The following is a 23,654-nucleotide window of genomic DNA, read 5'->3' as shown; positions in this document are numbered from 1 at the left end:
CCACGCTATCGCATCCAGAGGCACAGCAGGTGGCCGACGTGATCTGCCTGGCGCCCGCGGTGCAAGGCTCGATCATAGCCGCGGTGCAGCGTTATGACCCGGCTGCAATTGTCATCATAGACGGCGCTTTCCAGGCTGAGCCGGCAGTGAGGCACAAGGAGATACTGTGGGCGATCAGCCAGGCCATCCCGGTAATTGGTGCTGGAAGCATGGGAGCCTTGCGCGCCGCCGAGCTTTACCCGTACATGCACGGCGTTGGCCTTATCTATCGATGGTATCGCCGCTTCGCTTTCCTGCCTGATGACGCAGTGGCAGTGCTGTACGGTCCGAAGGCGGTGAATTTTTCGTCACTAACGCACGCTTTGGTTGATTTGCGAATAACCGTCCGCGCCGCTCGGAGGCGGAACCTGATCTCCACCGATTTGTCAGGAAAGCTTGAGAATACGGCCCGGAACCTCAATTTTAGGGAACGTACGCTGTCGCGAATGGTCCGCGAGACATTACCGGAAGCCGGTGACCATGATATCGAAGCCTGCCGGCAAATTCTCGCAGGAGCTTTCGTTCAGCAAAAGAAACGCGACGCACTGTCGGCTCTGCAACTTATGAGAGAAAAGGCATTGGTGCCGGCGGAATTGAAGAATTTCAGAATGACGGTCGCGTTTGTCCAGGATTTGGAGGACGCCGGCTTAGCAATCTGACGACAGAGTTGCCGGTGATACCTGGTGCAATTTACGAAGTGCAGGCTTCGTGCTAGTGTTGCCGACTATGAGAGGGGCCGCGCAGTTGAACGCGCTCGATGTCGCCGGTCGGGCGGGGATGTCGGCTGGAACGCGCTTCCTGCTATACCCACAAGCGCCTCACGTTTCTGGGTACGAGAAACCCGAGGCGGTCTGGATTTCAACATCGCCTGGTTTGATCCATCCGGGCCCGGAGGATCATCGCATATACGTGCGTGATCCCGTGCTGGACAAGCAGCCGTACGAGTATCCTTACCTGCCGCCCTTTGTTGGCGCGTATTTCCCACCAGCCGAACCCGGCTTTGATGGTCATTTCGACCACCTCTCTCTTCAGTCGCGCCAGTTCCTGGCAGCGCATGCGTTCGCGGCCGCGAGCCGGGTGCTGGACATCTGGGAAAGCTATCTGGGCAAGCCGATTGTCTGGTACTTCGCCGAAACATACGAGCGGCTTGAGATCATTCCCTGGCTTGACTGGGAGAATGCGCAATCGGGGTTTGGATATCTGGAGCTTGGCCGCGAGCGTGGAGCCGACGGGCGCGGCCATCCGTACGCCCTCAACTTCGACGTGATCGCGCACGAAATGGGTCACGCCATACTCTTTTCTCTCTTCGGAGTGCCCGCGCAAGGCCTGCAGGACGGCGACTTCGGGCCGTTCCACGAAGCCAACGCCGATCTTATTTCGCTGCTTTCGTTCCTGCATTTCGACAGCGGGATGGATCGATTGTTACGGCACAGCCAGGCAAACCTGCTTGTCCTCAACGAGCTCAACCGCATCGCCGAACTGACGGGCGACCGCCAGATCCGCCTTGCCAGTAACTCGCGCAAGATGACGGAAGTGACCGAAGAGATTCATGACCGGTCTCGCCCATTCACGGGAGCGGTGTTCGATACCCTGGTCGATCTCTACCATGCCGGCCTGGTGCGGCAGGGCTTGGCCGACGAGCGCCTGCTTGGCTTCGACATCAGGCAGGTTGGCGAAGCCGACATGCGGCACATCTCCGACTTCACGGGCGATGCATTCCGGGCCCGTCCGTTCCTTTTCAAGACCGAGCTAATCAAGGCGCGCGACGATGTCGCGCTTGGGCTTGCGCGCGCGTGGACACGCCTCGATGCCGATCATCTCACATTCGCAGTCGCAGCCTCCACCATCATCGAAGTGTCCGACCGCATCCGCCCGGCCATAGCGGCAAGCTTCGAAGAGAATTTCAGGTGGCGGGAAATTTTATAATTGGTGATTGCAACGGAGGGTAACAACATGAGCGACGATTTTCACCGACCGACTTACACCACGAAAGATCCCCATGGAGCATTTAACGCCACACAAGTGCGCCTCTATGGAATACCTGGTCTTGGTCTTCCTATATCAAGCAAAAAGAAAAAGACATTGGAGCCAACAACAGGAAAATACAAGAATCATTCTATAATAATCGCAAAGATACTTGATGACGGCGATCCTGATGACAAAAGAATTTTACGGTTTAAGAAATATCTTAGTAAAACACCACCTAACAATAGCAGTTATGTGTTTGTTAATTCGATCGTAAATAGGTTTATGCTTATGCTTGGGGCGATTGATATAAACCCGGCAAATGGTGATGAAGAAATACTTAGTTGCGGTGTAATATTTGGATATGCCTACGAGGGTCATACTTATGATCTCCCGAAGCCCAAGGTAATGTTGATTCCAGCAAATCCGGAGGCAGATATTCCTGAAGACGACTCCAACTATAAATCTAAGGAGAGTGAAGGATACGCCGTCTGGATCGTTGATAAGCTCGACAAATGCGTGGAGATTGAAGTGAATCAGGGTTTCGTCGAGCAGATTGTTCTTGACGCGAATCTACCGGGCAAAAGCTCGCCCACAATGTACGCGTCCCGAATGATGATGGGGCACCGCGGGGGAAGACTTGGCGACTGATAGACGCTAGTGCGCGCATGGCCGATCGCGAGTTGTGGTCGGCCAGCCCAGTGGCGCTGGTTGCTCGTTTCCTGTCAATAACCGACGCGGCATGAAACCACTCACGCCCGCTTACGACGTCAAGCGCCAGCCTTTTCGACCGTCAGCCCTTTCGCCTGCGCATCAGTGCCTCGAGCTCGGCGTCGCCGCCCTCCGGCAGCATCAGCCGCACATGTGCGTAGAGATCGCCGTGACCGCCGGCCTTTTCCGGCAGGCCCCTGCCCTTCAGCCGCAGAACCTTGTCCGAGCTCGACCAAGGGGGAACGTTGACCGCAATCCTGCCGGTCGGGGTTTCGACCGCCACCTTGGCGCCATGCACCGCATCGGCCAGTTCCACCGGCAGGTCGACATGCAGGTCGCGGCCTTCGACGCGGTAGCGCGGGTGCCGGCGGAAACGGATCTTGACCAGCGCATCGCCCGGCTGCCCCGGTCCTTGCTCACCCTGGCCTTTCAACCGGATGGTCTGGCCGTCCTCGACATAGGCCGGCAACTTGACCGCCATCTTGCGGCCGTCGGGGAACATCGCCGTCACTTTCTCGGCGGTTGCGGCCTCCTCGATGGTGACGTCCAGCGTCACGTTGAGGTCGGCTGCGGTCGGCATCCGGCGGCCGGCGCCCATGCCGGAACCGCGCTGCTGGCTGAAAGCATCGCCGAAGATCTGGCTGAAGATGTCGCTGTTGCCGTCGAACGGGTCACCACCGGGACGGCCCGTGCGGAATTCGAAATGCGCGCCGCCCGGCCCTTGCTGCCGGCGGAAACCGGCGAAAGGATCGGCGCCGCCGGCCGCACTCTCGAAACCCTGAAACCGCGGTTTGCCTTCGGCGTCGATCTCACCGCGATCGAAAGCCGCCCGGTTCTTCTCGTCGCCGACGATCTCGTAAGCCTGGTTGGCGGCGGCAAAACGCTCCTTTGCCTTGGGATCCGGATTCTGGTCCGGATGATACTTCTTGGCGAGCTTCCGGTACGCCGATTTTATGTCCTTGGCCGATGCGTTCTTGGCAACGCCCAGCACCTCATAGGGGTCGCGCATGCTTACTGCCCTGGAGAAGGAGTGGTTCCATGATCGCCTCCTATATGCGCTTGCATAGGAAGAAATTCCAGTGGCTTACCGCTATATAGCCGGCGGAAAATCAGAGCGCCTTGAAGTCCTGCATTCGCCAGGCGCTGCCGCCGGCCAGGCATACTTCGCCTTTGAACAGCGCGACGCCGTCGAAGCTCTCGCGCGACGCGGTGAAGCGACGGCATGTCTCACCGCTAGCCCTGAATTCTGCGAGCTCGGTGATGGAGCCGCGCGAGCCGGTGTCGGCATTCGCCCAGGGAATGGCCTGCCCGGCCAGTTGCTCGACGTCGGCGGAGGACACGGCGTTGCGGATCGTAGCCTGGTCGGAAGCGCGGTCCTGATCGAGCGGCGTGACTGAGGCCGGCGTGCTCGAGGTCAGTATCGAGCGGTCGACCTCCGCCTGCTCCAGGCTGAAGCCGCCCCCGCCACAGGCGGCAAGCGGCAGGATGATTGTCACGATCATGGCTTTGGCGCTGGCCGAAGCGATAACGCTCCATTGCCCACTGTCAAAAGCTTGCGCGATACGCGACAATCGGCAATCTCCCCAGCCGGCGACAAATTTGGGAAAACTATGAGCGAAACCGGGTTAACAAGCAGTGACTTTACCGAGGCGGCGGAGCCGTTCCGGCTCTTTGCGGCGTGGCTCGACGACGCGACGAAGAGCGAAATCAACGACCCCAACGGCATGGCGCTGGCGACGGTCGACGCCGAGGGCATGCCGAATGTCCGCATGGTGCTGCTCAAGGGGGTCGATGAGGGCGGCTTTGTCTTCTACACGAATTTCGAAAGCGCCAAGGGCCGCGAGATTCTTGGCAGCATGAAAGCGGCGATTTGCTTCCACTGGAAATCGTTGCGCCGGCAGGTGCGGGCGCGCGGCCCGGTGGAGATCGTCACCGAGGCCGAAGCCGATGCCTATTACGCGACCCGTCCGCGCGGCAGCCGCATCGGCGCCTGGGCCTCCAAGCAGTCGCGGCCGCTGGAAAGCCGCTTCGCGCTGGAAAAGGCGGTTGCCGAATATACGGCGCGCCACGCGATCGGCGACATCCCGCGGCCAAAACACTGGTCGGGCTTTCGCATCGTGCCGCAGACCATCGAGTTCTGGCACGACCGTCCGTTCCGGCTGCACGACCGTGTCGTGTTTTCGCGCAACGCCGAGGGCGGCTGGGACAAGGTGAGGCTTTATCCCTAGGGGACGACGGTGGACCGCCGATCTCCCCCTTGTAGGGAGACAGGCAGCTTCCGCACCGGCGCCCATTTTTTTCAGCCCTTCTTCCTGGTCATGAAGGCGGCCAAGGCCGGGCCGCTTCTGGCGGATTTCCAATTCCCACGATCACGATCTCGTGTGAGTGAAACGTTCCAGCTTGCCGGAACGAACCAGGAAAGGGCTCAACGCGCCGCTGGCGCAAATTCAGGAGGAAACAATGCATTCACTCAGGTTGGTCACGATGGCCGGTCTTGCCTGCCTTTTCGCTTCGCAAGCCTTTGCGGAGGACGCGATGGGGACAATGACGGTGATGAAGGGTGGGGAGGTCATGGCGATCATGCCCGATGGGCATATGGGCACCATGATGCCCGACGCGAAGATGAGCGCCGAAATGATGAAAATGGCGAAACCGATCAAGCATTGCATGATGTTGATGACCGACGCCAAAGGCAAGACATTCATGATCGACACGTCTTCGGCAAAGGCCCAGGCCGAATGTAAAAAAATGGCGATGTGACAAAGAGATCATGGCAAGAAAACCCGCCGGTTGCTGCCGGCGGGTCCACGATGCGAGACAAGGCCAGAAGGTCTAGGCCTTCTTCCTGGTCATGAAGGCCGTCAAGGCTGCGCGGGCCTCGTCGGATTTGAGCCGCTCGCGGAAATGCTGGCTTTCCTGGCCGATGCGCTCGACAAGGGCGTCGCGCGAGCCGCGCATCAGGTCGCGCGCGATCTTCAGCGCTTGCGGCGGTTTGGCAGCGATCTGGCCCGCCGCCGCCAATACCGATGCTTCGAGTGCCTCTTCCTCGACCACCTCGTAGATCAGCCCGGCGGCCTTCGCCCGCTCGGCCGAAAAGCCCTCGCCGAGGCCAAGCAGCGCGAAGGCGCCTTGGCGGCCGAGGATCTGCGGCGCGAGCAGGCTCGAACCGGCCTCCGGCACAAGGCCGAGATCGACGAAGGGCGTTCGGAATAGTGTGCGCGGCGTGGCGAAGGTCAGGTCGCAATGCAGGTTGAGCGTGGTGCCGATACCGACCGCAATGCCGTCGACACCGGAAACCATCGGCTTTTCCACCTTGGCCAGCGCCATCAGGAAATCCCAGACCTCGGAACCGCCTTCGCCGCCCGAGGCGACGACCATGAAATCGGCAAGGTCGTTGCCGGACGAGAAGGCACCGGGGACGCCGAGAAAGACATGGACGCGGATCGCCGGATCGGCGTCGCCGCCGGCAAGAGCCGCCGACATCGTCGCGTACATGGCGCGGGTCAGGGCGTTCTTCTTGTCCGGACGGTTCATGCGGATGATCTGGATGGCGCCCTGGCGCTCGACGAGGATGTGGTCTGTCACGGATTGGTCCTTTGTGAATTTCGGGCCTTTGTGAATTTCGGCGCGTGCGAACGTCAGGCTGAAATCAGCGCCTTGCCGGCAACGGCAAGGCTGTCGGCGCCGCCGACGACGCGCTCTTTGAGCGCGGCCACTTCGCCAAGCAGGTTCTCGGCGAAGAACCGGCAAAGCGCGATGCGGTTTTGGTCGGCAAGCGCGCCGCGCGCCAGATAGGCCCCGCCCGCGGCAAGCGAGATCAGCCTGAGATAGGGTGTGGCGCCGGCCAGCGCCTCGTCCGATCGGCCTTCGGCTTGCAGGTCTTGCAGGAAACGGGTTGCCTGGGAGAGCTCGTCGAGCGCCTGGTCGAGGCGATCGGCGGTGCGGCCGAAGCCTTCAAGGTTCGACGCTCGCACCGCATCGGCGACGGCCTTGAGTTCGGCGATGTAGCCATGCACATGCCGACCGCCGCCGAGCGGCAGCTTGCGTGTCACCAGATCGATCGCCTGGATGCCATTGGTGCCTTCGTAAATGGGCGCGATGCGCGCGTCGCGATAAAGTGCTGCGGCCCCTGTCTCCTCGATGAACCCCATGCCGCCATGCACCTGCAGCCCAAGCGAGGCGACCTCGACGCCGACGTCGGTCGAAAAGGCCTTGGCCAGCGGCGTCAACAGATTGGCGCGTTCCTGCCAGTGCTTTGCATCTTCGCTCTGCGACGCAAGATCGATGGCGTGGGCGCAGGAATAGCAGATGGCACGGGCAATCTGGGTCAGCGCCTTCATGGTCAGAAGACTGCGCTGGATGTCGGGGTGATGCACGATCGGCGCCATGCCGGCACCGCCATAGCTTGCCGCCTTGCCTTGCCGGCGATCGTTTGCATAGGCGAGCGCCTTCTGCGTCGCCGCCTCAGCGACCGCGACACCCTGAATGCCGACGGCAAGGCGCGCATTGTTCATCATGGTGAACATGCAGGCGAGGCCCTTGTTCTCCCCGCCGACCAGCCAGCCGATCGCGCCGGGCGCGGTGCCTTCGAAGCCATCGCCATAAATCATCGTGCAGGTCGGCGAAGCGTGGATGCCCAGTTTGTGCTCCAGCCCGGAGCAGAAGACGTCGTTGCGCCTGCCCAGCGCGCCATCGTCTCCGACGAGGAATTTCGGCACCAGGAACAAAGACAGGCCGCGCGTGCCGGCCGGCGCGTCCGGCAGCCGCGCCAGCACCAGATGGATGATGTTGTCGGTGAAATCGTGCTCGCCATAGGTGATGAATATCTTTTGCCCGAAGATGCGGTAAGTGCCGTCGCCGGCCGGCTCGGCGCGGGTTCGCAAGGCATTCAGGTCCGAGCCTGCCTGCGGCTCGGTCAGGTTCATGGTGCCCATCCATTCGCCGGAGACCAGCTTTTCCAGATATTTGGCCTTGAGTGCCTGCGAGCCATGCTTGTCGAGTGCTTCGACCGCGCCCATGGTCAGCGTCGGGGCGATGCCGAACGCCATCGAGGCGGAGTTCCACATTTCGAGCGCGGCGACGCCGAGCATGGCCGGCAGCGCCTGGCCGCCATACGCTTCAGGCGCCGACAGCGCATTCCAGCCGCCGCCGATCCAGCGGCGATAAAGTTCCTTCCAGCCGGGCGGGGTAGTGACGGCAGCACCGTCGAGCACCGCGCCGTGCTGGTCGCCGATCGTGTAGAGCGGCGCCACCTCCTCGCTGGCGAAGCGGCCGGCCTCGGCCAGAATGGCGTCGACGAGGTCCTCACCGAGATCGGCAAAAGTGCCGGCATCGAGCGCCGGCTTCAAGCCGGCGACATGCTTCAGGGTGAAGGCGATTTCCTCGACCGGTGCCCGATACATGGCGCTCGCTCCTTCTCTGTCCGGCCCTCCCCAGTCTGGCAGGTCTACTTAAGACTGGTGCCGATGCAAAATCATCTGCTTTCGGAGTTCCCTGTCCATCTTCTTTTTACGTAAACGTCAAACTTTGTCACGCGGATTTTGCAATTGCCACGACGCAGGCTAAATTCGGCAAGATAGAGCAGAACACCGAAATAGGATTGCCTCGTGCTCGCACGACCTGACACCTATCGCTGTAGCGAATGCGCCTGCTCTGGCGGACGGCCGGTTTTTGCTATCATGAAGGTAAGGTCGAGAACGGTGCAGCCTATTGGTCGGATCGCGGCATATTGTGCTCACCACCATGTTCGCTGACCCCTCATCGCAAACGCGAGGCCGAGGGAACGCTGTTGCAAGTGCCGGCGCTCGACCCGTTTCATATCCCCTCTCGCCAGTGACAACCATCAAGACCATCGACGGAGAAGCTGACCGAGCCGTGGCATGCGCGGGCCGCGATCGAAAGCATTTCCTTAACCAGGGCGGTTCAGGATTTGGCTTTGGCCAGCAAGGATGTGCTGTTTGAAAACGCCGGCGCGCCCCCTTGTCCGCTCAGCGCTTCTCGTTGTCGCGGCCGCGATGACCCTGGCGCTGACGCCGGCAAAGGCCTCGGATTTCTCCGAACCTTGGAAGGATGCCGACCGGGCGCTGGTCGTCGACGCCTACGAATACAATTCCATCGACTGGACCCGGCTAGCCGCCGACAAGCGTCTTGTCGGCTTCATCAACAAGGCATCCGACGGAATGCCGCCACCATATTTCTGTTTCGGCGACGAGACCGAGACGCGGCTGTGCAAGACGCTTTGGAAGCGCCATGCGGTGGCGCGTGAGCTGTTCCAGACGCGCAAGGTTGTGGCCAAGGCGCTTGGCTTGAAATGGGGCGCCTATCACCTCGCCCGCCCCGGCAACCCGGTCGGCCAGGCCAATCATTTCATCGAGTTCGCCGAACCCGGGCCGGACGACCTGCTTGCCCTCGACATCGAGGACGACGACCCGACGCAGTGGATGTCGCTGGACGACGCCGAAGAATTCGTCCGTCAGGTGCATCGGCGGCTCGGCCGCTTTCCGGTGCTCTACACCAATGGAACGACCGCCCGGCACATCGCCGACAACAGATACAAATACCAGCTGCTGTCGCGGCTGCCGCTGTGGTATGCGCGCTACAAGCCAGACATCGGCGTGCATTTTCCGATGGGCAACTGGCAGGGTTATGCGCTCTGGCAGTTTTCGGCGCGAGCAAATTGCGGCCGGTTCCGCTGCCCTTACAGGGTCGCGGGCACACCCAACGATATCGACGTCAGCGTCGCGCCGATGAACGCCACGGAATTGCGCGCGCAGTGGCCGTTCGGCGGCCTGATCGACGTGCAGCCGGATTATCTCGCCTCGATACCGGTGCCGCTCTCACGCGAAGCCGGGCTCGCCGGCGGCACCATCACTTACGCCAGCGTGACGCCAGCAAGCTTCGAGGAGATGGTCGCGGTATTCAGGGCGCGCCTGGCCAGGTTCAGCAGCGGCTTTCAAATGGCTGCGGTGAAGGCGGCGCCGGCCCTGCCGCGCGGGATTGCCGAATATGTCGCCTGGACGCGAAACGAAAAGCGTGCGGCATCGGTGCCAGGATTTGTCTCCACCGCCGATGCGGTCAGCAGCGTCTCGACCGAATTCGACCACGGCTTGCGCTGAGGCCGAAGGCCGCCCGAGCATCAGTCCGCCTGCTCGCGCGCCACCGCCAGCCAGCCAATGTCGCGGCGGCAAAAGCCTTGCGGCCAGTCGATCCGCTCGAGCGCGGCGTAAGCCTTCTTCTGCGCCTCGCCGACCGTGCGGCCGGTCGCCGTGATGTTGAGCACGCGACCGCCATTGGCGACGAGGGCGCCGCCGTTGATGGCGGTGCCGGCATGAAATATCTCGACGCCCTCACCCGCCGCCGCCTCGACGCCGCGGATGACCGAGCCCCTTTCCGGCGTGCCGGGATAACCCCTGGCTGCCATCACCACGGTGAGCGCCGCCTCGTCGCGCCAGCGCACCGAGGTGTGCGCCAGCTGGCCGTCGGCGGCTGCGTTGAGCAGGACGAGCAGATCGTCCTTCAGCCGCATCATCAGCACCTGGCATTCCGGGTCGCCGAAACGGGTGTTGTATTCGATCAGCTTCGGCCCCTTGTCAGTAATCATCAGCCCGGCAAACAGCACGCCGGAAAACGGAGCGCCTGTTTCAGCCATGCCGCGCATGGTCGGCTCGACGATCTCGCGCATGGTTCGGTCGATCATTTCCGGCGTCATCACCGGCGCCGGCGAATAGGCGCCCATGCCGCCGGTGTTCGGGCCGGTGTCGCCGTCACTGAGGCGCTTGTGGTCCTGCGCGGTGCCGAAGGGCAGCGCGGTGGTGCCGTCGCACAGGCAGAAGAAACTTGCTTCTTCGCCGACGAGAAACTCCTCGACCACCACTTCCGCGCCGGCCTGGCCGAAGGAGCCGTCAAAACAGGCGTCGAGCGCGGCCAGCGCCTCGTCAAGCGTCATGGCGACGGTGACGCCCTTGCCGGCAGCGAGGCCGTCGGCCTTGATGACGATCGGCGCACCCGTCTTCTCGACATAGGTCCTGGCCGAAGCCAGATCGTCGAAGCGGCCATAGGCGGCGGTCGGGATGCCGTATCTGGCGCAGAGGTCCTTGGTGAAACCTTTCGAGCCTTCCAGCCGTGCCGCTGCCTTTGACGGTCCGAAGACGCGGATGCCCTCGGCGCGCAGGTCGTCGGCAATGCCGGCGACCAGCGGCCCTTCCGGCCCGACCACGACGAGGCCTATCTCATTCTCGCGGCAGAACCGGGCCACCGCCGTGTGATCCGCAATATCGAGCCTCACCAACTCGGCTTCGCGGCCGATGCCCGGATTGCCGGGCGCCGCGTAGAGTTTGGTCAGCAGCGGCGACGCCGCGATCTTCCAGGCAAGCGCATGTTCTCGTCCGCCGGAGCCGATCAGCAAAACACGCATGCCCAGATTCCTCGTCATTCCAAGACCAGGACTGCGCTATTGCGCCGCGCGCGACGGGTCAAGACATTTGGCTGCCGAAGCGCCGATTGCGCGTGGCGAGCGTGCGGGGGCTGCTTGACGCTTGACGGCATTCGCCTCTGCTGCCACTCCAGCAAAATGGAAACCGTCCAGTCGAAAGCGGCCCAGGGCCGCGTCGCCGATGCGCCGAGCGGCCACTGGGTCTATCGCGTGCTGCCGCGGCGGTTGTGGCCCTATGCGCAGCTTGCCCGGTGGGACCGGCCGATCGGCTGGCAATTGCTGCTGTGGCCATGCTGGTGGTCGGCTGCGCTTGCCGCGAGCGCCTATCCGCGTCCGACGGACCCGCTGCTCTCTCTGCTGCCGTCGCCGTGGTATCTGCTGCTGTTTTTTCTTGGCGCGTTCGCCATGCGCGGCGCCGGCTGCACCTACAATGATTTGGTCGACGAGGACATCGACAACCAGGTGGAACGCACGCGCTCGCGGCCGCTGCCGGCCGGCAAGGTCACGCGCCGGCAGGCCTGGATGTTTGTTGTCGTGCAGGCACTGGTCGGCCTTGCCGTGCTTTTGCAGTTCAACAGCTTCGCCATCTTGCTCGGCATCGGCTCGCTGGTCATCGTCGCCGTCTACCCGTTCATGAAGCGGTACACCAATTGGCCGCAACTCGTTCTCGGCCTTGCCTTTTCCTGGGGAGCGCTGATGGGATGGGCGGTCGAGTTCGGCGATCTCGATGGGCCGGCAATCATGCTCTATATCGGCTCGATCCTGTGGGTGATCGGCTATGACACGATCTATGCGCATCAGGACAAGGAAGACGACGCCATCGTCGGCGTGCGCTCGACGGCGCGCCTGTTCGGCGACAATACCAAGGTCTGGCTGGCCGGGCTTTATGGCGGAGCGCTGGTCTGCTTCGCCATCGCCTTTGCCTCGGCACAGGCACCGGTGCCTGCACTTGCCGGGCTGATCGCCGCCGGCGCGAATCTGGCGCGGCAGATCGGCGTGCTCGACATCGACGATCCGGACCAGTGCCTGAGGCTGTTCAGATCGAACAACCAGGTCGGCTGGCTGATCTTCCTCGGCCTGATCGGCGGCGCGGTCTGGGTGGCGCTGAAGCCGCTGGTTTAGCTATTCCCGCGAAATAAGCTCTTCGCCGCCGATGACCAGCCTGAGGCCGAGGTCGCCGGCGCGGCGGCGGGCGAGGAAGCGCGGGCGGCGCATGGTCGAGACGCGACCCTTGCGGCGGTCCTGCGCCGGCAGCGCCTTGATGGCGGCGCCGAGCGATTCTTCCAGCGTGCGGGCGATGCCGTCGGCCTCGATCAGCAGCATCGGCAGGCGGTAGGCGTCGGCCCAGGCGCGCCAGTCGGCGGCGACGTCGTCGAGATCGTCGGCGACCAGCAGCGGCACCGACAGCATCGGGTCATTGTGCAGAAGCTCAAGCGTCACTGTGACATTGCCATCCGGATCCTCCATCGCGCGGGCGGCGACGCCGCGAAACGCGTTGGCGGGCAGAGCGATGATCGCCGGCACGCCGCTCATCTCCAGCGTGCGGCGGATAACCGCGCCGCGCTGGTCGATGGTGAAGGTAACCTCGCCATAGTCGTCGCGCGTGGCGTAGCTCACCACCTGCGGCAGGCGGAATGGGTCGAGGCGCATATTGCGCCCGGCCCAGACTGGCTTCAGTCCAGTGTTCATATCGTGCCTTTCCTGTTTCTCCTGAGAGCCGGTGTTTCCGGTTCTCCGGGCCGGTTTTCCCAGCCTCGTTTGTGGAGAAACATTAGCGCGGGCTTCTTATCCTCGCGCTTAAGAAAGTCGGTTAAATTTTGCTGATCCGGGGCGGATGGTTATCGGAATGCCAACCGGCGCAGGCCGGCGAAAGGATCAGATAACCTTACCCGGATTCATGATGCCGGCCGGATCGAAGGCGGCCTTCACCCTGCGCATCAGCTCGATCGCCATCGGCGGCGCCGTCGCGATCAATTCGTCCCGCTTCAACTGGCCGATGCCGTGCTCGGCCGAGATCGAGCCATGAAACGCGCGCACGACGTCGTGCACGGCCTTGTTCATTACGTGGTAAAGGCCGAGAAACGCCTCGTCATCGCCGTCGGCCGGCCGGGAGATGTTATAGTGCAGGTTCCCGTCGCCCATGTGGCCGAAGCAGACGACGCGCGCGCCGGGACTGACCGATTGCACGGCGCCGGCGGCCTTTTCAATGAAGGGCGGGATTGACGCCACCGGCACCGAGATGTCGTGCTTGATCGAGGCACCTTCCGGTTTCTGCGCCTCGGGCAGCACCTCGCGGAAATTCCAGAACGCATCGCCCTGGGCCATGCTTGCCGCGATCACCGCATCGCCGACGATCGCTTGCTCGAGGCCTGCCTTCAGCACCTCCTCGATCAGCGCCCTCGCATCGTCGGCCGAACGGCCCGACGAGATCTGCATCAGCACATACCACGGCCAATCGCCGGCAAGCGGCCGCACCGCGCCTTGTGCGTGGGCAAGCGTGAAGTCGTAAGGCCTCTGGCCGATCAGCTCGAAGGCGGTGAGCGCTGCCCCTGCACGGTCCATCGCCAGGCTGAACAGCGACAATGCCGCCTCCGGCGATGACAGGCCGGCAAACGCCACCTCGCGCCCCTTGGGCTTGGGGAACAGCTTGAGCACGGCGGCGGTAATGATGCCGAGCGTACCCTCGGCGCCGACGAACAGGTTCTTCAGATCGTAGCCGGTATTGTCTTTTTTCAGCTTGCGCAGATCGTCGAACACTTCACCGGTCGGCAGCACCACTTCGACGCCGAGGCACAGCTCGCGCGCATTGCCGTAGGCAAGCACGCCAGTGCCGCCGGCGTTGGACGAGAGATTGCCGCCGATCTGGCAGGAGCCTTGCGCGGCAAGCGACAGCGGAAACAGCCGGTCGGCGGCATCGGCCGCTTCCTGCAGCGTCTGCAGGATGACGCCGGTTTCGACCGTCACCGTGTTGGACAGCGTATCGATCTCGCGGATGCGGTTCAGCCGCGACAGCGACAGCACGATCTCGCGGCCGGATGCGTCCGGCACCTGGGCGCCGACCAGGCCGGTGTTGCCGCTTTGCGGCACGATGGGCGTGCCGGTTTCGGTTGCCAGCCGCAGGATGCGGCTGACCTCCTCGACGCTCCCCGGCCTCAGCACCAAAGCCGTCCTGCCGTGCCAAAGTCCGCGCCGCTCGGTGAGGTACGGTGCGATGTCCCGCTGATCGCGCAGCGCATATTTGTCGCCGACGATTGCCGCAAAGCGCGCGACGACGGCGGGGTCGAGATCGGGGGAAATGTCGTTCATGGGTGGAAACTATGGTGCTCAATCCATCTTGTCACGCGGGGCGATCTTGTCACGCGGGGCGGCGGCGCGCGAAAGCCGGTCATTGATCGCCTCGCCCAGCCCGTCGAACGGGATCGGCTCGACGGCGATGGTTTTGGCGCGACTGCTATCGAGATCCTGCAGATGAGCGAAGAGATTGCTTGCCGCCTCGCGCAGGTCGCCGGTCTCCGACAAATTGCGCAGGGCGGCTGCGTCGCGCCAGCCTTCGGCACGGCGGCGGCCGAAGGCCAGCAAGGCTTCGCCCGGTGCGACCTCCGCAGCATTGAGCCGCACCGCCGCACCTGGCGCATAGTGCGAGGCAAGCATGCCAGGTGCCTCGATGACCGAAGCGCCGCGCAGCAACTTTGACCCGGCCACTGCTTCGATCTCTTCGGCGGCAATGCCGCCCGGCCGCAGCAGCCGCAGCTTTCCAGCTTCGACCTTGACAATGGTCGATTCCAGCCCGACCGGCGTCGCGCCGCCATCGACCACAAGCTTGATCCGGGGACCGAGATCGGCGGCCACGGCCTCGGCCGTCGTGGCGCTGATCCTGCCCGAGAAATTGGCGCTTGGCGCCGCCAGCGCGCGGCCGAACCTGGCGATCAGCTCGCCGCCAAAGCCTTGCGGCATGCGCAGCGCGATCGTTTCCAGACCGGCGGTGACCAGCGGATGAATGCCGCTGCCGGGCCGTTGCGGCAGCACCAGCGTCAGCGGCCCCGGCCAGAATGCCTGCGCCAATCTTTCCGACAGCGGATCGAACAGCGCGATGCGCTCGGCCATCGCCGGGTCAGCTATATGGGCGATCAGCGGGTTGAAGCGAGGGCGGCCCTTGGCTTCGAAGATGCGGGCCACGGCAACGCCATTGGTCGCGTCGCCGGCCAGCCCATAGACGGTCTCGGTCGGGATGGCGACGACATCGCCGCTCTCGAGCAGCGCCAACGCCCTTTCCATCGCCTCGCCGACGGCACGAATTTCAGCCACTGTCGTCACCTCACGGATGCGGGTGCCTAATACGCTGACGCCGACGGAGCAAGTCCGGGCGTAGGCGAATCGCAAATCACTAAAATGCTCCGTTTCCCCGCAAGCCGGCATCAACTGCCCTCGGCTACGGTGCCGTCTTGTTGGGCAAGGGGAATTATCATGCTTTCGATGCGTATCCTTGGAGCGCTTGGTCTGGCGTTTATGGCCGGCACGGCACAGGCCTCGTCGCTCGTTTTTCTCGGGCAAACGACGGCGACGCCTTCGGTTGTAAGTGCCGGCGCGCTCGAACGGGCAAAAACACCGTCGATCGTCGCGCTCGGCGAGAAGTTGCCTGACGTCAATGAAAACGTCACCGATGAAAAGGTCGCGGCGATCCCGAGCCAGCCGAGTCATGGCTTCGACGGAAGCCCGATGATCATTCGCGGCGGTATCGTCGGCGATGCCTTTGCAACGCCGGCGCCCAAGGTCGCGCCGGCCATCGCTGCCGCGCCCGCCGCGGACAGCAAAGCCGACCCAAAGGTCGCCAGCAAAACCCCTGAACCGGCTGCGCAGCAGCCTGCCCCGCTAGCAGCTCCCGACCAGCCGAAATAGCGCCTGAAGCATAAGCGAGGATTTCTTCCCGGACGTCAGCCGGCTATCTTGGAGAAATCCGCGACCCGGTCGGTCGCCGCGCGGATGCGGGCGAGCAATGCCAGGCGATTGGCGCGCACGGCCTGATCCTGATCGTTTACGAGGACTTTCTCAAAGAATGAATCAACCGGCTCGCGCAACACGCTAAGCGCCAGCATGGCGGCGGAAAAGTCTTCGTTTTGAATTGCTTCGCCGGCTTGCCTCTCGGCCTGATTGACCGCGGCGTACAAGGCTTTCTCCGCGTCCTCCCGGAACAGCGCCGGCGAAACGCTGCTTGCGATCGCCGTCGCCTTCTTCTCTTCGGCAGCCACGATGTTGGCAGCGCGCTTGGTGCCGGCAAGCAGGTTCCTGCCGTCCTCGCTGTCGAGGAAGGAGCCAAGCGCTTCGACGCGGCGGACGATTTGCAGGAGGTCGTCGTTGGACGATTGGCCGATCTCCCCCCTAGAGGGGGAGATGCCCGGCAGGGCAGAGGGGGGCGCGACAGAATGAGAGGCTGGCGGGACAGCGCCCCCCTCTGTCGGCTTCGCCGACATCTCCCCCTCTAGGGGGGAGATCGGGCGCGAACCTGCCGCCAGAACCGCGTCGATCAGATCATGCCGCGCGCCCTGATCGCGGAGATAGACCTTTAGGCGATCGTGGAAGAAAGACAGGAGGTCGCGGGCGCGATCAATCTCCCAATCCTGAGGCGGTACATCGGCGTCGCTAAACATCAGTTGAGAGGCGCGTTCGGATAGGCTGGTCAGTTGGCTCAACAAGCCTTTTCCGGACAGTTCTTCCATTGCTCGCATGGGTGCAAGCCGAGCCTCGGCTTTGCCGGCCTCCTTTTGAAGCAGTTGCGCCATTAGATGACGCCCTGAACGGATAAACTGCATAGCAATCTCCAATCGGACCTCATTCTCGACCAAGATTCTGATCACTCCCAGTGCTGCACGACGCAGCGCATAGGGGTCCTTCGATCCGGTCGGCTTTTCATCAATAGCCCAGAACCCGACCAGCGTGTCGAGCTTGTCGGCAAGCGCCACGACCACTGAAACCGGATCGGTTGGCACGCGATCGGACGGTCCCTGCGGCTTGTAGTGTTCCTCGATCGCCGCGGCAACGGAAGGATGCTCGCCCTGCAGCAGTGCGTATTTGCGGCCCATGGCGCCTTGCAGTTCCGGGAACTCGCCAACCACTTCGGTGGTGAGGTCGGCCTTGGCGAGCACGGCGGCGCGGCGCGCCAGCGCGGTAATCTCCCCCCTCGAGGGGGAGATGTCGCCGAAGGCGACAGAGGGGGTCATCTCGCGTGGAGCGCCAACTTCCTCTTGCTTCGAAACGTCAGGTCGCGTCGCGCCAGCCGAGGCGACCCCCTCTGGCCTGCCGGCCATCTCCCCCTCAAGGGGGGAGATCGACTGCGCCACGAGCGGCGCCAATTCTTCGGCCAACCTGGCAATCCGCTCCACCCGCTCGCCCTGCGTGCCGAGCTTGGCATGAAACGTTACATTGAGGTGGTCGAGGCGGGCCATGCGCTGGTCGAGCGGTTTGTTCAGATCGAGTCCGAACTTTTGCGCCGATGCCTGCAGCTGGTCGAGATCCGGCAGGTCGCCCTGGTCGGTTCTCCAGAAATAGAGCGCGTCGGACAGGCGCGCGCGCACCACCTTGCCATTGCCGTGGGCGATCTCCTTGCCGCCGTCCTTGGCGTCGATGTTGGCGGTCAGGATGAAGCGGTTGGAGAGCTCTTCGCCCGCGCCATGTGGCCGCGTCACAAAACACTTCTGGTTGGCGCGGATGGTGAGCCGGATCACCTCGGCCGGAATGGCGAGAAAATCCTGTTCGAATTCGCCCATCAGCACGACAGGCCATTCGACCAGGCCCGACACTTCCTCCAGCAGCCCCTCGTCCTCGACGAGATCGAGCCCGCTGGCGAAGGCGAGGTTCCTGGCATCGGCGAGAATGATCTCTTTGCGTCTGTCGGCATCGAGCACGACCTTGGCCGCCTCAAGCTTGGCGACATAATCGTCGAAGCGGCGCACCGTGATGGCGCCCGGCGCATGGAAACGGTGGCCGTAGGTGACATTGCCGGAGCGGATGCCGTCGATCTCGAAATCGACCACCACCGGCTCCTCGGTTTCGGGGCCGAAGGTGCACAGGATCGATTGCAGCGGCCGCACCCAGCGCAGCGAGCCGGGCTTGGCCGAAGCCGGCCCCCAGCGCATCGATTTCGGCCAGGGGAAGTTTCGGATGATGCCCGGCACCAGCTCGGCGATGATCTGCTCCGCCGGCCTGCCCGGCCTGGAAATATGGGCGACGTAGAAGTCGCCCTTCTTCGGATCGGAATGCACATGCGCCTCGGCAATCGAGGCAAGGCCGGCCTTGCGCAGAAAACCCTGCACCGCCGGCTCGGGCGCCTTGGTCGAAGGCCCCTTGATCTCCTCGCTGATGTCCTTCGAGCGGGCGGTCAGGCCGCGAATGTCGAGCGTCAACCGGCGCGGCGTCCAATATTCGCGCGCCGCCTCGTAGGTCAGCCCGGCGTCGACCAGCCCGTCGGTCAAAAGCTTCCTGAGATCGCCGGCAGCCTTGCGCTGCATGCGGGCGGGAATCTCTTCCGAACGGAGTTCTAAAAGCAGGTCGGGCATCGAAGGAACTCATGGACAAAAATAGCCGCCGCTTCGCGGCGACCTCCCCCATCGAGGGGGAGGTAAGCGGGGGCATAGCAACTCGGCTGGCCGCTGTCACCCTTCCCCGCTCGATCGGGACATCTAACGGCGATTTCCGAAAAAATTCAGCCGCCTGTCGGACACGCGCCGGTCCGCCCGTCCTTGGATCAAAGATTTCCCTGAACCGAACGCAGCGCTGAAGCGACCAACGCTCAGGCAGAGAGCTATTGGCTGACCGACCATGAGAACGGCATCGACATTCCTGCAGATCCTCGCGCTCAGCGCCTGCTTCACGGCGCAAGTTCATGGCACGTTCTCGATGCCCGGCGTCAGGCAGGCGCTGCGGACAATATCCGGTGCAAGTGGCCAAGGCACGTTGCCAATCAGCGCCCCTGCCGAAACCGCCTGGAGCTAAGCCGCCATTCCGCCCGCCTCGGTCAGCAAAAACGCCTCGCCGCAGGCCTTGGCCAGATTGCGCACCCGCAAAATATAACTCTGGCGCTCGGTGACCGAAATGACGCCGCGGGCATCGAGCAGGTTGAAGACGTGGCTGGCCTTGATGCACTGGTCGTAGGCGGGGAATACAAGGCGGTGATATCCCTCCCCCTTGAGCGGAAGGTGGCCAGACAAGGTCTGGCCGGGAGGGGTCGCTCGTGCAGTGCTCGACGTTTTACTTGTGGTGCCTTCTGAGGTGGCCCCCTCTGCCCGCTTCGCGGGCATCTCCCCCTCAAGGGGGGAGACAGGCGCGCCGGCTTCGAGCAGCGCCTTGCACTCGGCTTCGGCGTCCTCGAAATGCCTGAGCAGCATTGCGGTGTTGGCGAATTCGAAATTGTGGCGCGAATATTCCTGCTCGGCCTGCAGAAAGACGTCGCCATAGGTCACCTTGTCGGCGCCTTCGCGGCCGTTGAAGTTGAGGTCGTAGACATTGTCGACGCCCTGCACATACATGGCCAGCCGTTCCAGCCCGTAAGTGAGCTCGCCCGCCACCGGGGCGCATTCGATGCCGCAGACCTGCTGGAAATAGGTGAACTGCGACACCTCCATGCCGTCGCACCAGCACTCCCAGCCCAGCCCCCAGGCGCCCAGCGTCGGGCTTTCCCAGTCGTCCTCGACGAAGCGGATGTCATGCAGCAGCGGATCGATGCCGATCGCGGCCAGCGAGCCGAGGTAAAGCTCCTGCAGATTGGGCGGATTGGGCTTCAGGATCACCTGGTATTGGTAATAGTGCTGCAGCCGGTTCGGGTTCTCGCCATAGCGGCCGTCCTTGGGGCGGCGCGAGGGCTGGACATAGGCGGCATTCCAGCGTTTTGGACCGAGCGCGCGCAATGTCGTTGCCGGATGGAATGTGCCGGCGCCGACTTCCATGTCGTAAGGCTGGAGGACGACGCAGCCATAGTCCGCCCAGTAATTATGCAACGTCAGGATCAGCCCCTGGAACGAGCGGCTGGGGTGCATGTGGGCAGGAATGGTCACGGCGGCCTCGGCGGGAAAGGCGGGATGCCGGCACGTCCTAGATGCCTGGCCAGCAAGCGTCAAGGCAGAGGGGGTCAGGCCTTTGAAGGTGTTCCCTTCTCCCCTTGTGGGAGAAGGTGGCCGAGCGAAGCTCGGTCGGATGAGGGGTGTTCCAGCTTGGCACCGACGGCAATCCGTCCGACACCCCTCAACCGTCTCGGCGCTGCGCGCCGATCCACCTTCTCCCACAAGGGGAGAAGGAAAGAAGGGTCACCCCTTAGGGGCGGGCGCCGGCAAGGGCTTTACGTTCGGGGTTTCCTGCGCCGTGTTGGATTCGATCGGCGGCAGGCCTTTCATCAGCTTTTGCTGCAAGGCGGCAAGCACATCCGGGTCCGGCTTCAGGTCGCGCGCCTGATTCCACTGGAAGGTGGCTTCCAGCTTGCGGCCGACGCGCCAGTAAGCGTCGCCGAGGTGATCGTTGAGCACCGGATCCTCCGGCTTCAACGAAACGGCGCGTTCCATTTCGCGCACTGCATCGTCGAACTGGCCAAGGCGGTAATAGGCCCAGCCCAGCGAATCGACGATGTAGCCGTCGCTCGGCCTCAGGTCGACGGCCTTCTGGATCATCGCGAGGCCTTCCTTGAGGTTCATGTTCTTGTCGACCCAGGAATAGCCGAGATAGTTCAGAACCTGCGGCTGGTCGGGGTAGAGCTCCAGCGCCTTGCGGAAATTCGGCTCGGCCTTCGGCCATTCCTTCAGCCGCTCATAGGCGATGCCGCGCTGGTAGAAGATGTTCCAGTTGGCGGCGGTCGGCGTCTTCAGCACCTCGACTGCCTTGTCGTAAAGATTGGCGGCGGAGCGGAAATCCTCCTTCGAGGAATAGACGCCGCCGAGCGCCAGATAGGCGCGCATGTCGTCTGGATGCGCATCGACGATGGCCTTGAGGTGAGTGATCGCCTCGTCGTTGCGGTCGAGATCGGCAAGGTTGAGGCCAAGCTGCAGGTCCGAAAGCTGCTTCAGCGGCGAGCCGGCGGGAATGCGGCGATAGAGCGCGATGGCGCCCTCGCCATCTTTCAACTGCTCGGCAACGGCGGCAAGCTGAACGAGCGCCGCGTCGTTGTCGGGCCGCAGCGCCAGGGCATATTGCAGATAAAGCCGCACGAACGGCTCGCCGCCGCCACGGTTGAGCGCGGTGGCGAGATCGAGTAGGATTTCCGAGGCGCCGTCCGACGGACCGGCAACGAAGGGCTCGATCTTTTCGCCCTTGTTGATCTTGTCGCGAAGGGCCGCAATCTCGACCTTGCCGGGCGCAAACGCCTCGGCCTTGTCGAGCACCGACAGCGCCTTGGCCTTGTCGCCTTTGCGGGCGAGGAAAGAGGCGTAGGCCTGCGCGTTGCGCATCCATGTTTCGGGGGCCGCACCGCCGGCGGCCGTGTCCTGCACGGTGGCGGTGTAGAGCGCATCCGCCCTGTCGGGCAGGCCGGAGGCGTCGGCAATCAAGGCGCGGTGGAAGGACTTGAACAGGCTGAACCAGTCGGGGCCTTGCAGCTTGTCGATGGAAGCCATGGCCTCGCCGGCGTCACCCGCACCCTGCTTGGCCCAGCCGGTCATGACGCCGGAGATCAGCCGGTCGAGATCGGACTCGAGCGACAGCTTGAGCCAGTATTCGGCCTTGGAGAAATCCTTCTTGTGGAAGGAATCGATGGCCAGCGCCAGGCGCGAGAAGCGCTCGACATCGGGAACCGCCTTGAGCTTGTCGGCATAGACCAGGGATTCGTCGAAGCGCCCCTGCGCGATCAGCGACAGCATCAGGCTCTGCTGCAGTCCCGTATCGTTCGGATCGAAGGCAAGCGCCTGTTTGTAATAGGAAATGGCGCTGTCGAGGTCGTTGTCGCCGTCGGCAATCCTGGCGGCGAGATAGGCCCCCGAGAAGGATGTGATCCTGACCGGCTCGGCGGTCTGTTTGGCATGCGCCGGCAAAGCCGAGATCGCCATGCCCGTCGCGATTGCCAGCCCCGTCAGCCAGCGCGCATATCCTTGCCGCATCATATCCCTTTCAGCCAAACGCCATCTCCGCGTCAGCGGGATCGCCGTAGACTCGATTTTTACAGGTAAAGCATGGCCTTTTTGGGGTCGTGCTTCAACCCGGCCCGAATTCACAATCGGGTCAAGCAATTAATAAACCATGCCGAAAGGGCCTGAACTGCGACTCTTGACCGCGTGGCGTCCGCTTTGGCGGTGCCTGCGCGGTGCTATTTCCCGACGCCGTAAGCGATCCCTAAGCGCCAGCGGTTGAAAGCTTCCGCCATGCAACTTTGCGTGGCAGGATGAGATTTCAATTCTTGCTTCGCCAGCCATGGGGGCGCCGATGCTGGAAGTGCCGCGCGACGAAGAAGCCTTCGCCATCGTCGATCGTATCTACGAAGCAGCGTTCGCCGCCGAGCAGTGGCCGGGAGCGTTGGAAGCGACCAGTGCGATCACGCGCTCGGCAAGCGGCTCGATTTTCATGATCAGCGATCATTCCCCGCTTCGAGCCATCGGCGAGGCGCAGGCCGAGCCCTTGATCGACGCTTTCATGGCAGATTGGAAATTTTCCGAGAGCGTGCAGCGCATGTGCAGCACTCAGCCGGCAAGCTTTGTGCGGGTCGACGACTTCATGACCGGCGATGAGATCGAGCGGGACCCGATCTACGCATGGGCAAGAAATTTCGGCGTCGGATCGCCCGTCTGCACGTCGATTCCCATGCCGAGCGGAGAGCTGGTGCTGTTCGTCTTCCAGCGCTGGCTGAAGGACGGCAAGTACGATCAAGCGGCGATCGACCTGCTGAACGGACTGCGTCCGCATCTGGCGCGGGCCGGCCTTGTTGCCGCGCGTCTTGGCATGGAACGCGCCAGGACCGCCGCATCGGCGCTGGGCGAAATCGGACTGCCGGCCGCTGTCATGAGCGGATCAGGCCGTGTGCTGACGGTCAACCGCCTGCTGGAAGATATGAAGGACGTGTTCATCCCCCAGGCCGGCGGCGGCATGGTGCTTGCGGACCTATCTGCAAACGCGCTTTTCCAGCAAGCCATCATGCACAACGACGACCATCGCGTTGTGCGGTCCATCCCTGTCCCAGCCGTTGAGGGGCGGCCTGCGCTGATCGTTCACCTTTTGCCGTTGCGCCGTGCCGCACATGACATCTTTTCGGGCGCGGATATCCTTGTCGCGGCAACTGCCGTCAGCATCAGCGCGACGGTGCCGTCGCCCGATATCCTTTCGGGCCTGTTCGACTTGACGCCGGCGGAAGCCCGGCTCGCCGTCGTGCTTGCCTCAGGCCGTTCCGTACAGGAAGCCGCCCTCGAAATCGGTATCGCCGTCAAATCGGCCCGTACTTATCTCGAGCGAATTTTTCGGAAAACCGGAACCAGTCGCCAAAGCCAGTTCGTGGCGCTGCTGACGAGCGCGCGGCCGTTTTCGTGATTTCGGTCAGTCAACCGGCCCG

Annotated in this window: 21 protein-coding genes; 10 read left to right on the top strand and 11 right to left on the bottom strand. The window is 63.1% G+C overall.

Features of this window, described 5'->3' with window-relative positions:
- The first annotated feature begins 29 nt into the window (after positions 1–29).
- The 3 genes from NKH41_RS07225 to NKH41_RS07215 all read left to right on the top strand — a co-directional run bounded on the left by NKH41_RS07225 (position 30) and on the right by NKH41_RS07215 (position 2,655).
- Positions 30–698 (top strand): TfuA-like protein, encoded by a 669-nt coding sequence (locus tag NKH41_RS07225; RefSeq protein WP_352768760.1) that lies wholly within the window; start codon positions 30–32, stop codon positions 696–698.
- An 85-nt stretch (positions 699–783) separates the two neighbouring features.
- Entirely contained in the window at positions 784–1,965 is a 1,182-nt protein-coding gene (locus tag NKH41_RS07220; RefSeq protein ID WP_352768763.1) for a gluzincin family metallopeptidase, read from the top strand.
- 27 nt (positions 1,966–1,992) lie between these two features.
- Entirely contained in the window at positions 1,993–2,655 is a 663-nt protein-coding gene (locus tag NKH41_RS07215; protein WP_352768766.1) for a hypothetical protein, read from the top strand.
- Positions 2,656–2,797: 142 nt separating this feature from the next.
- Here the strand turns inward: NKH41_RS07215 and NKH41_RS07210 are convergent, their stop codons facing one another.
- Positions 2,798–3,724 (bottom strand): DnaJ C-terminal domain-containing protein, encoded by a 927-nt coding sequence (locus tag NKH41_RS07210; RefSeq protein WP_352540107.1) that lies wholly within the window; start codon positions 3,722–3,724, stop codon positions 2,798–2,800.
- Between the two features lie 100 nt (positions 3,725–3,824).
- On the bottom strand, positions 3,825–4,286 hold the full coding sequence (locus NKH41_RS07205; RefSeq protein ID WP_352768769.1) for an RT0821/Lpp0805 family surface protein: 462 nt from the start codon (positions 4,284–4,286) through the stop codon (positions 3,825–3,827).
- Between the two features lie 39 nt (positions 4,287–4,325).
- On the opposite strand from NKH41_RS07205, the gene pdxH reads away from it, so the two are divergent.
- On the top strand, positions 4,326–4,943 hold the full coding sequence (gene pdxH, locus NKH41_RS07200; RefSeq protein ID WP_352768772.1) for a pyridoxamine 5'-phosphate oxidase: 618 nt from the start codon (positions 4,326–4,328) through the stop codon (positions 4,941–4,943).
- A gap of 256 nt (positions 4,944–5,199) precedes the next feature.
- Positions 5,200–5,475 carry a hypothetical protein gene (locus NKH41_RS07195; RefSeq protein ID WP_023674100.1) on the top strand — a complete coding sequence of 92 codons (276 nt, stop codon included), beginning with the start codon at positions 5,200–5,202 and terminating at the stop codon, positions 5,473–5,475.
- A gap of 72 nt (positions 5,476–5,547) precedes the next feature.
- On the opposite strand, the gene NKH41_RS07190 is transcribed toward NKH41_RS07195, so the two are convergent.
- Positions 5,548–6,300 (bottom strand): crotonase/enoyl-CoA hydratase family protein, encoded by a 753-nt coding sequence (locus NKH41_RS07190; protein ID WP_352768775.1) that lies wholly within the window; start codon positions 6,298–6,300, stop codon positions 5,548–5,550.
- 53 nt (positions 6,301–6,353) lie between these two features.
- The gene (locus NKH41_RS07185; RefSeq protein WP_352768777.1) at positions 6,354–8,117 is read right to left on the bottom strand and encodes an acyl-CoA dehydrogenase family protein; all 1,764 of its coding nucleotides are present in this window, start codon (positions 8,115–8,117) and stop codon (positions 6,354–6,356) included.
- Positions 8,118–8,672: 555 nt separating this feature from the next.
- Here NKH41_RS07185 and NKH41_RS07175 point away from each other — a divergent pair.
- The gene (locus NKH41_RS07175; RefSeq protein WP_502900165.1) at positions 8,673–9,830 is read left to right on the top strand and encodes a glycoside hydrolase family 25 protein; all 1,158 of its coding nucleotides are present in this window, start codon (positions 8,673–8,675) and stop codon (positions 9,828–9,830) included.
- 20 nt (positions 9,831–9,850) lie between these two features.
- Here NKH41_RS07175 and purD read toward each other — a convergent pair whose 3' ends face one another.
- A complete protein-coding gene (purD, locus tag NKH41_RS07170) occupies positions 9,851–11,128 on the bottom strand; it encodes a phosphoribosylamine--glycine ligase (protein ID WP_352768780.1) in 1,278 nt (425 codons plus the stop codon).
- 156 nt (positions 11,129–11,284) lie between these two features.
- Here purD and ubiA point away from each other — a divergent pair, with 156 nt between their 5' ends.
- Positions 11,285–12,268: a 4-hydroxybenzoate octaprenyltransferase gene (gene ubiA, locus NKH41_RS07165; RefSeq protein ID WP_352470707.1), complete on the top strand. Its 984-nt coding sequence runs from the start codon at positions 11,285–11,287 to the stop codon at positions 12,266–12,268.
- On the opposite strand, the gene NKH41_RS07160 is transcribed toward ubiA, so the two are convergent.
- The 3 genes from NKH41_RS07160 to NKH41_RS07150 all read right to left on the bottom strand — a co-directional run bounded on the left by NKH41_RS07160 (position 12,269) and on the right by NKH41_RS07150 (position 15,451).
- Entirely contained in the window at positions 12,269–12,835 is a 567-nt protein-coding gene (locus NKH41_RS07160) for a DUF6101 family protein (protein WP_352768782.1), read from the bottom strand.
- A gap of 186 nt (positions 12,836–13,021) precedes the next feature.
- Positions 13,022–14,452 carry an FAD-binding oxidoreductase gene (locus NKH41_RS07155; RefSeq protein WP_352768785.1) on the bottom strand — a complete coding sequence of 477 codons (1,431 nt, stop codon included), beginning with the start codon at positions 14,450–14,452 and terminating at the stop codon, positions 13,022–13,024.
- 18 nt (positions 14,453–14,470) lie between these two features.
- On the bottom strand, positions 14,471–15,451 hold the full coding sequence (locus NKH41_RS07150) for an L-threonylcarbamoyladenylate synthase (protein WP_352768787.1): 981 nt from the start codon (positions 15,449–15,451) through the stop codon (positions 14,471–14,473).
- Between the two features lie 159 nt (positions 15,452–15,610).
- On the opposite strand from NKH41_RS07150, the gene NKH41_RS07145 reads away from it, so the two are divergent.
- Positions 15,611–16,042 (top strand): hypothetical protein, encoded by a 432-nt coding sequence (locus tag NKH41_RS07145; protein WP_352470682.1) that lies wholly within the window; start codon positions 15,611–15,613, stop codon positions 16,040–16,042.
- A gap of 35 nt (positions 16,043–16,077) precedes the next feature.
- On the opposite strand, the gene glyS is transcribed toward NKH41_RS07145, so the two are convergent.
- Positions 16,078–18,696: a glycine--tRNA ligase subunit beta gene (glyS, locus tag NKH41_RS07140; protein ID WP_352932338.1), complete on the bottom strand. Its 2,619-nt coding sequence runs from the start codon at positions 18,694–18,696 to the stop codon at positions 16,078–16,080.
- Between the two features lie 262 nt (positions 18,697–18,958).
- Here glyS and NKH41_RS07135 point away from each other — a divergent pair, with 262 nt between their 5' ends.
- A complete protein-coding gene (locus NKH41_RS07135) occupies positions 18,959–19,132 on the top strand; it encodes a hypothetical protein (RefSeq protein WP_352768793.1) in 174 nt (57 codons plus the stop codon).
- Here the strand turns inward: NKH41_RS07135 and NKH41_RS07130 are convergent.
- Both NKH41_RS07130 and NKH41_RS07125 read right to left on the bottom strand, forming a co-directional pair.
- Positions 19,129–20,172: a glycine--tRNA ligase subunit alpha gene (locus NKH41_RS07130; RefSeq protein WP_352768940.1), complete on the bottom strand. Its 1,044-nt coding sequence runs from the start codon at positions 20,170–20,172 to the stop codon at positions 19,129–19,131. The genes NKH41_RS07135 and NKH41_RS07130 overlap by 4 nt on opposite strands.
- A 267-nt stretch (positions 20,173–20,439) precedes the next feature.
- A complete protein-coding gene (locus tag NKH41_RS07125; RefSeq protein WP_352470709.1) occupies positions 20,440–22,215 on the bottom strand; it encodes a tetratricopeptide repeat protein in 1,776 nt (591 codons plus the stop codon).
- Positions 22,216–22,537: 322 nt separating this feature from the next.
- On the opposite strand from NKH41_RS07125, the gene NKH41_RS07120 reads away from it, so the two are divergent.
- Positions 22,538–23,632 (top strand): helix-turn-helix transcriptional regulator, encoded by a 1,095-nt coding sequence (locus NKH41_RS07120; protein ID WP_352768796.1) that lies wholly within the window; start codon positions 22,538–22,540, stop codon positions 23,630–23,632.
- Positions 23,633–23,654: the final 22 nt, after the last annotated feature.

Source organism: Mesorhizobium sp. M1169 (genome assembly GCF_040318345.1).
In the GTDB taxonomy this organism is placed as follows: domain Bacteria; phylum Pseudomonadota; class Alphaproteobacteria; order Rhizobiales; family Rhizobiaceae; genus Mesorhizobium.
The sequence above is the reverse complement of the archived record's forward strand: the minus strand, read 5'-3'. Positions and strand labels throughout refer to the sequence as shown.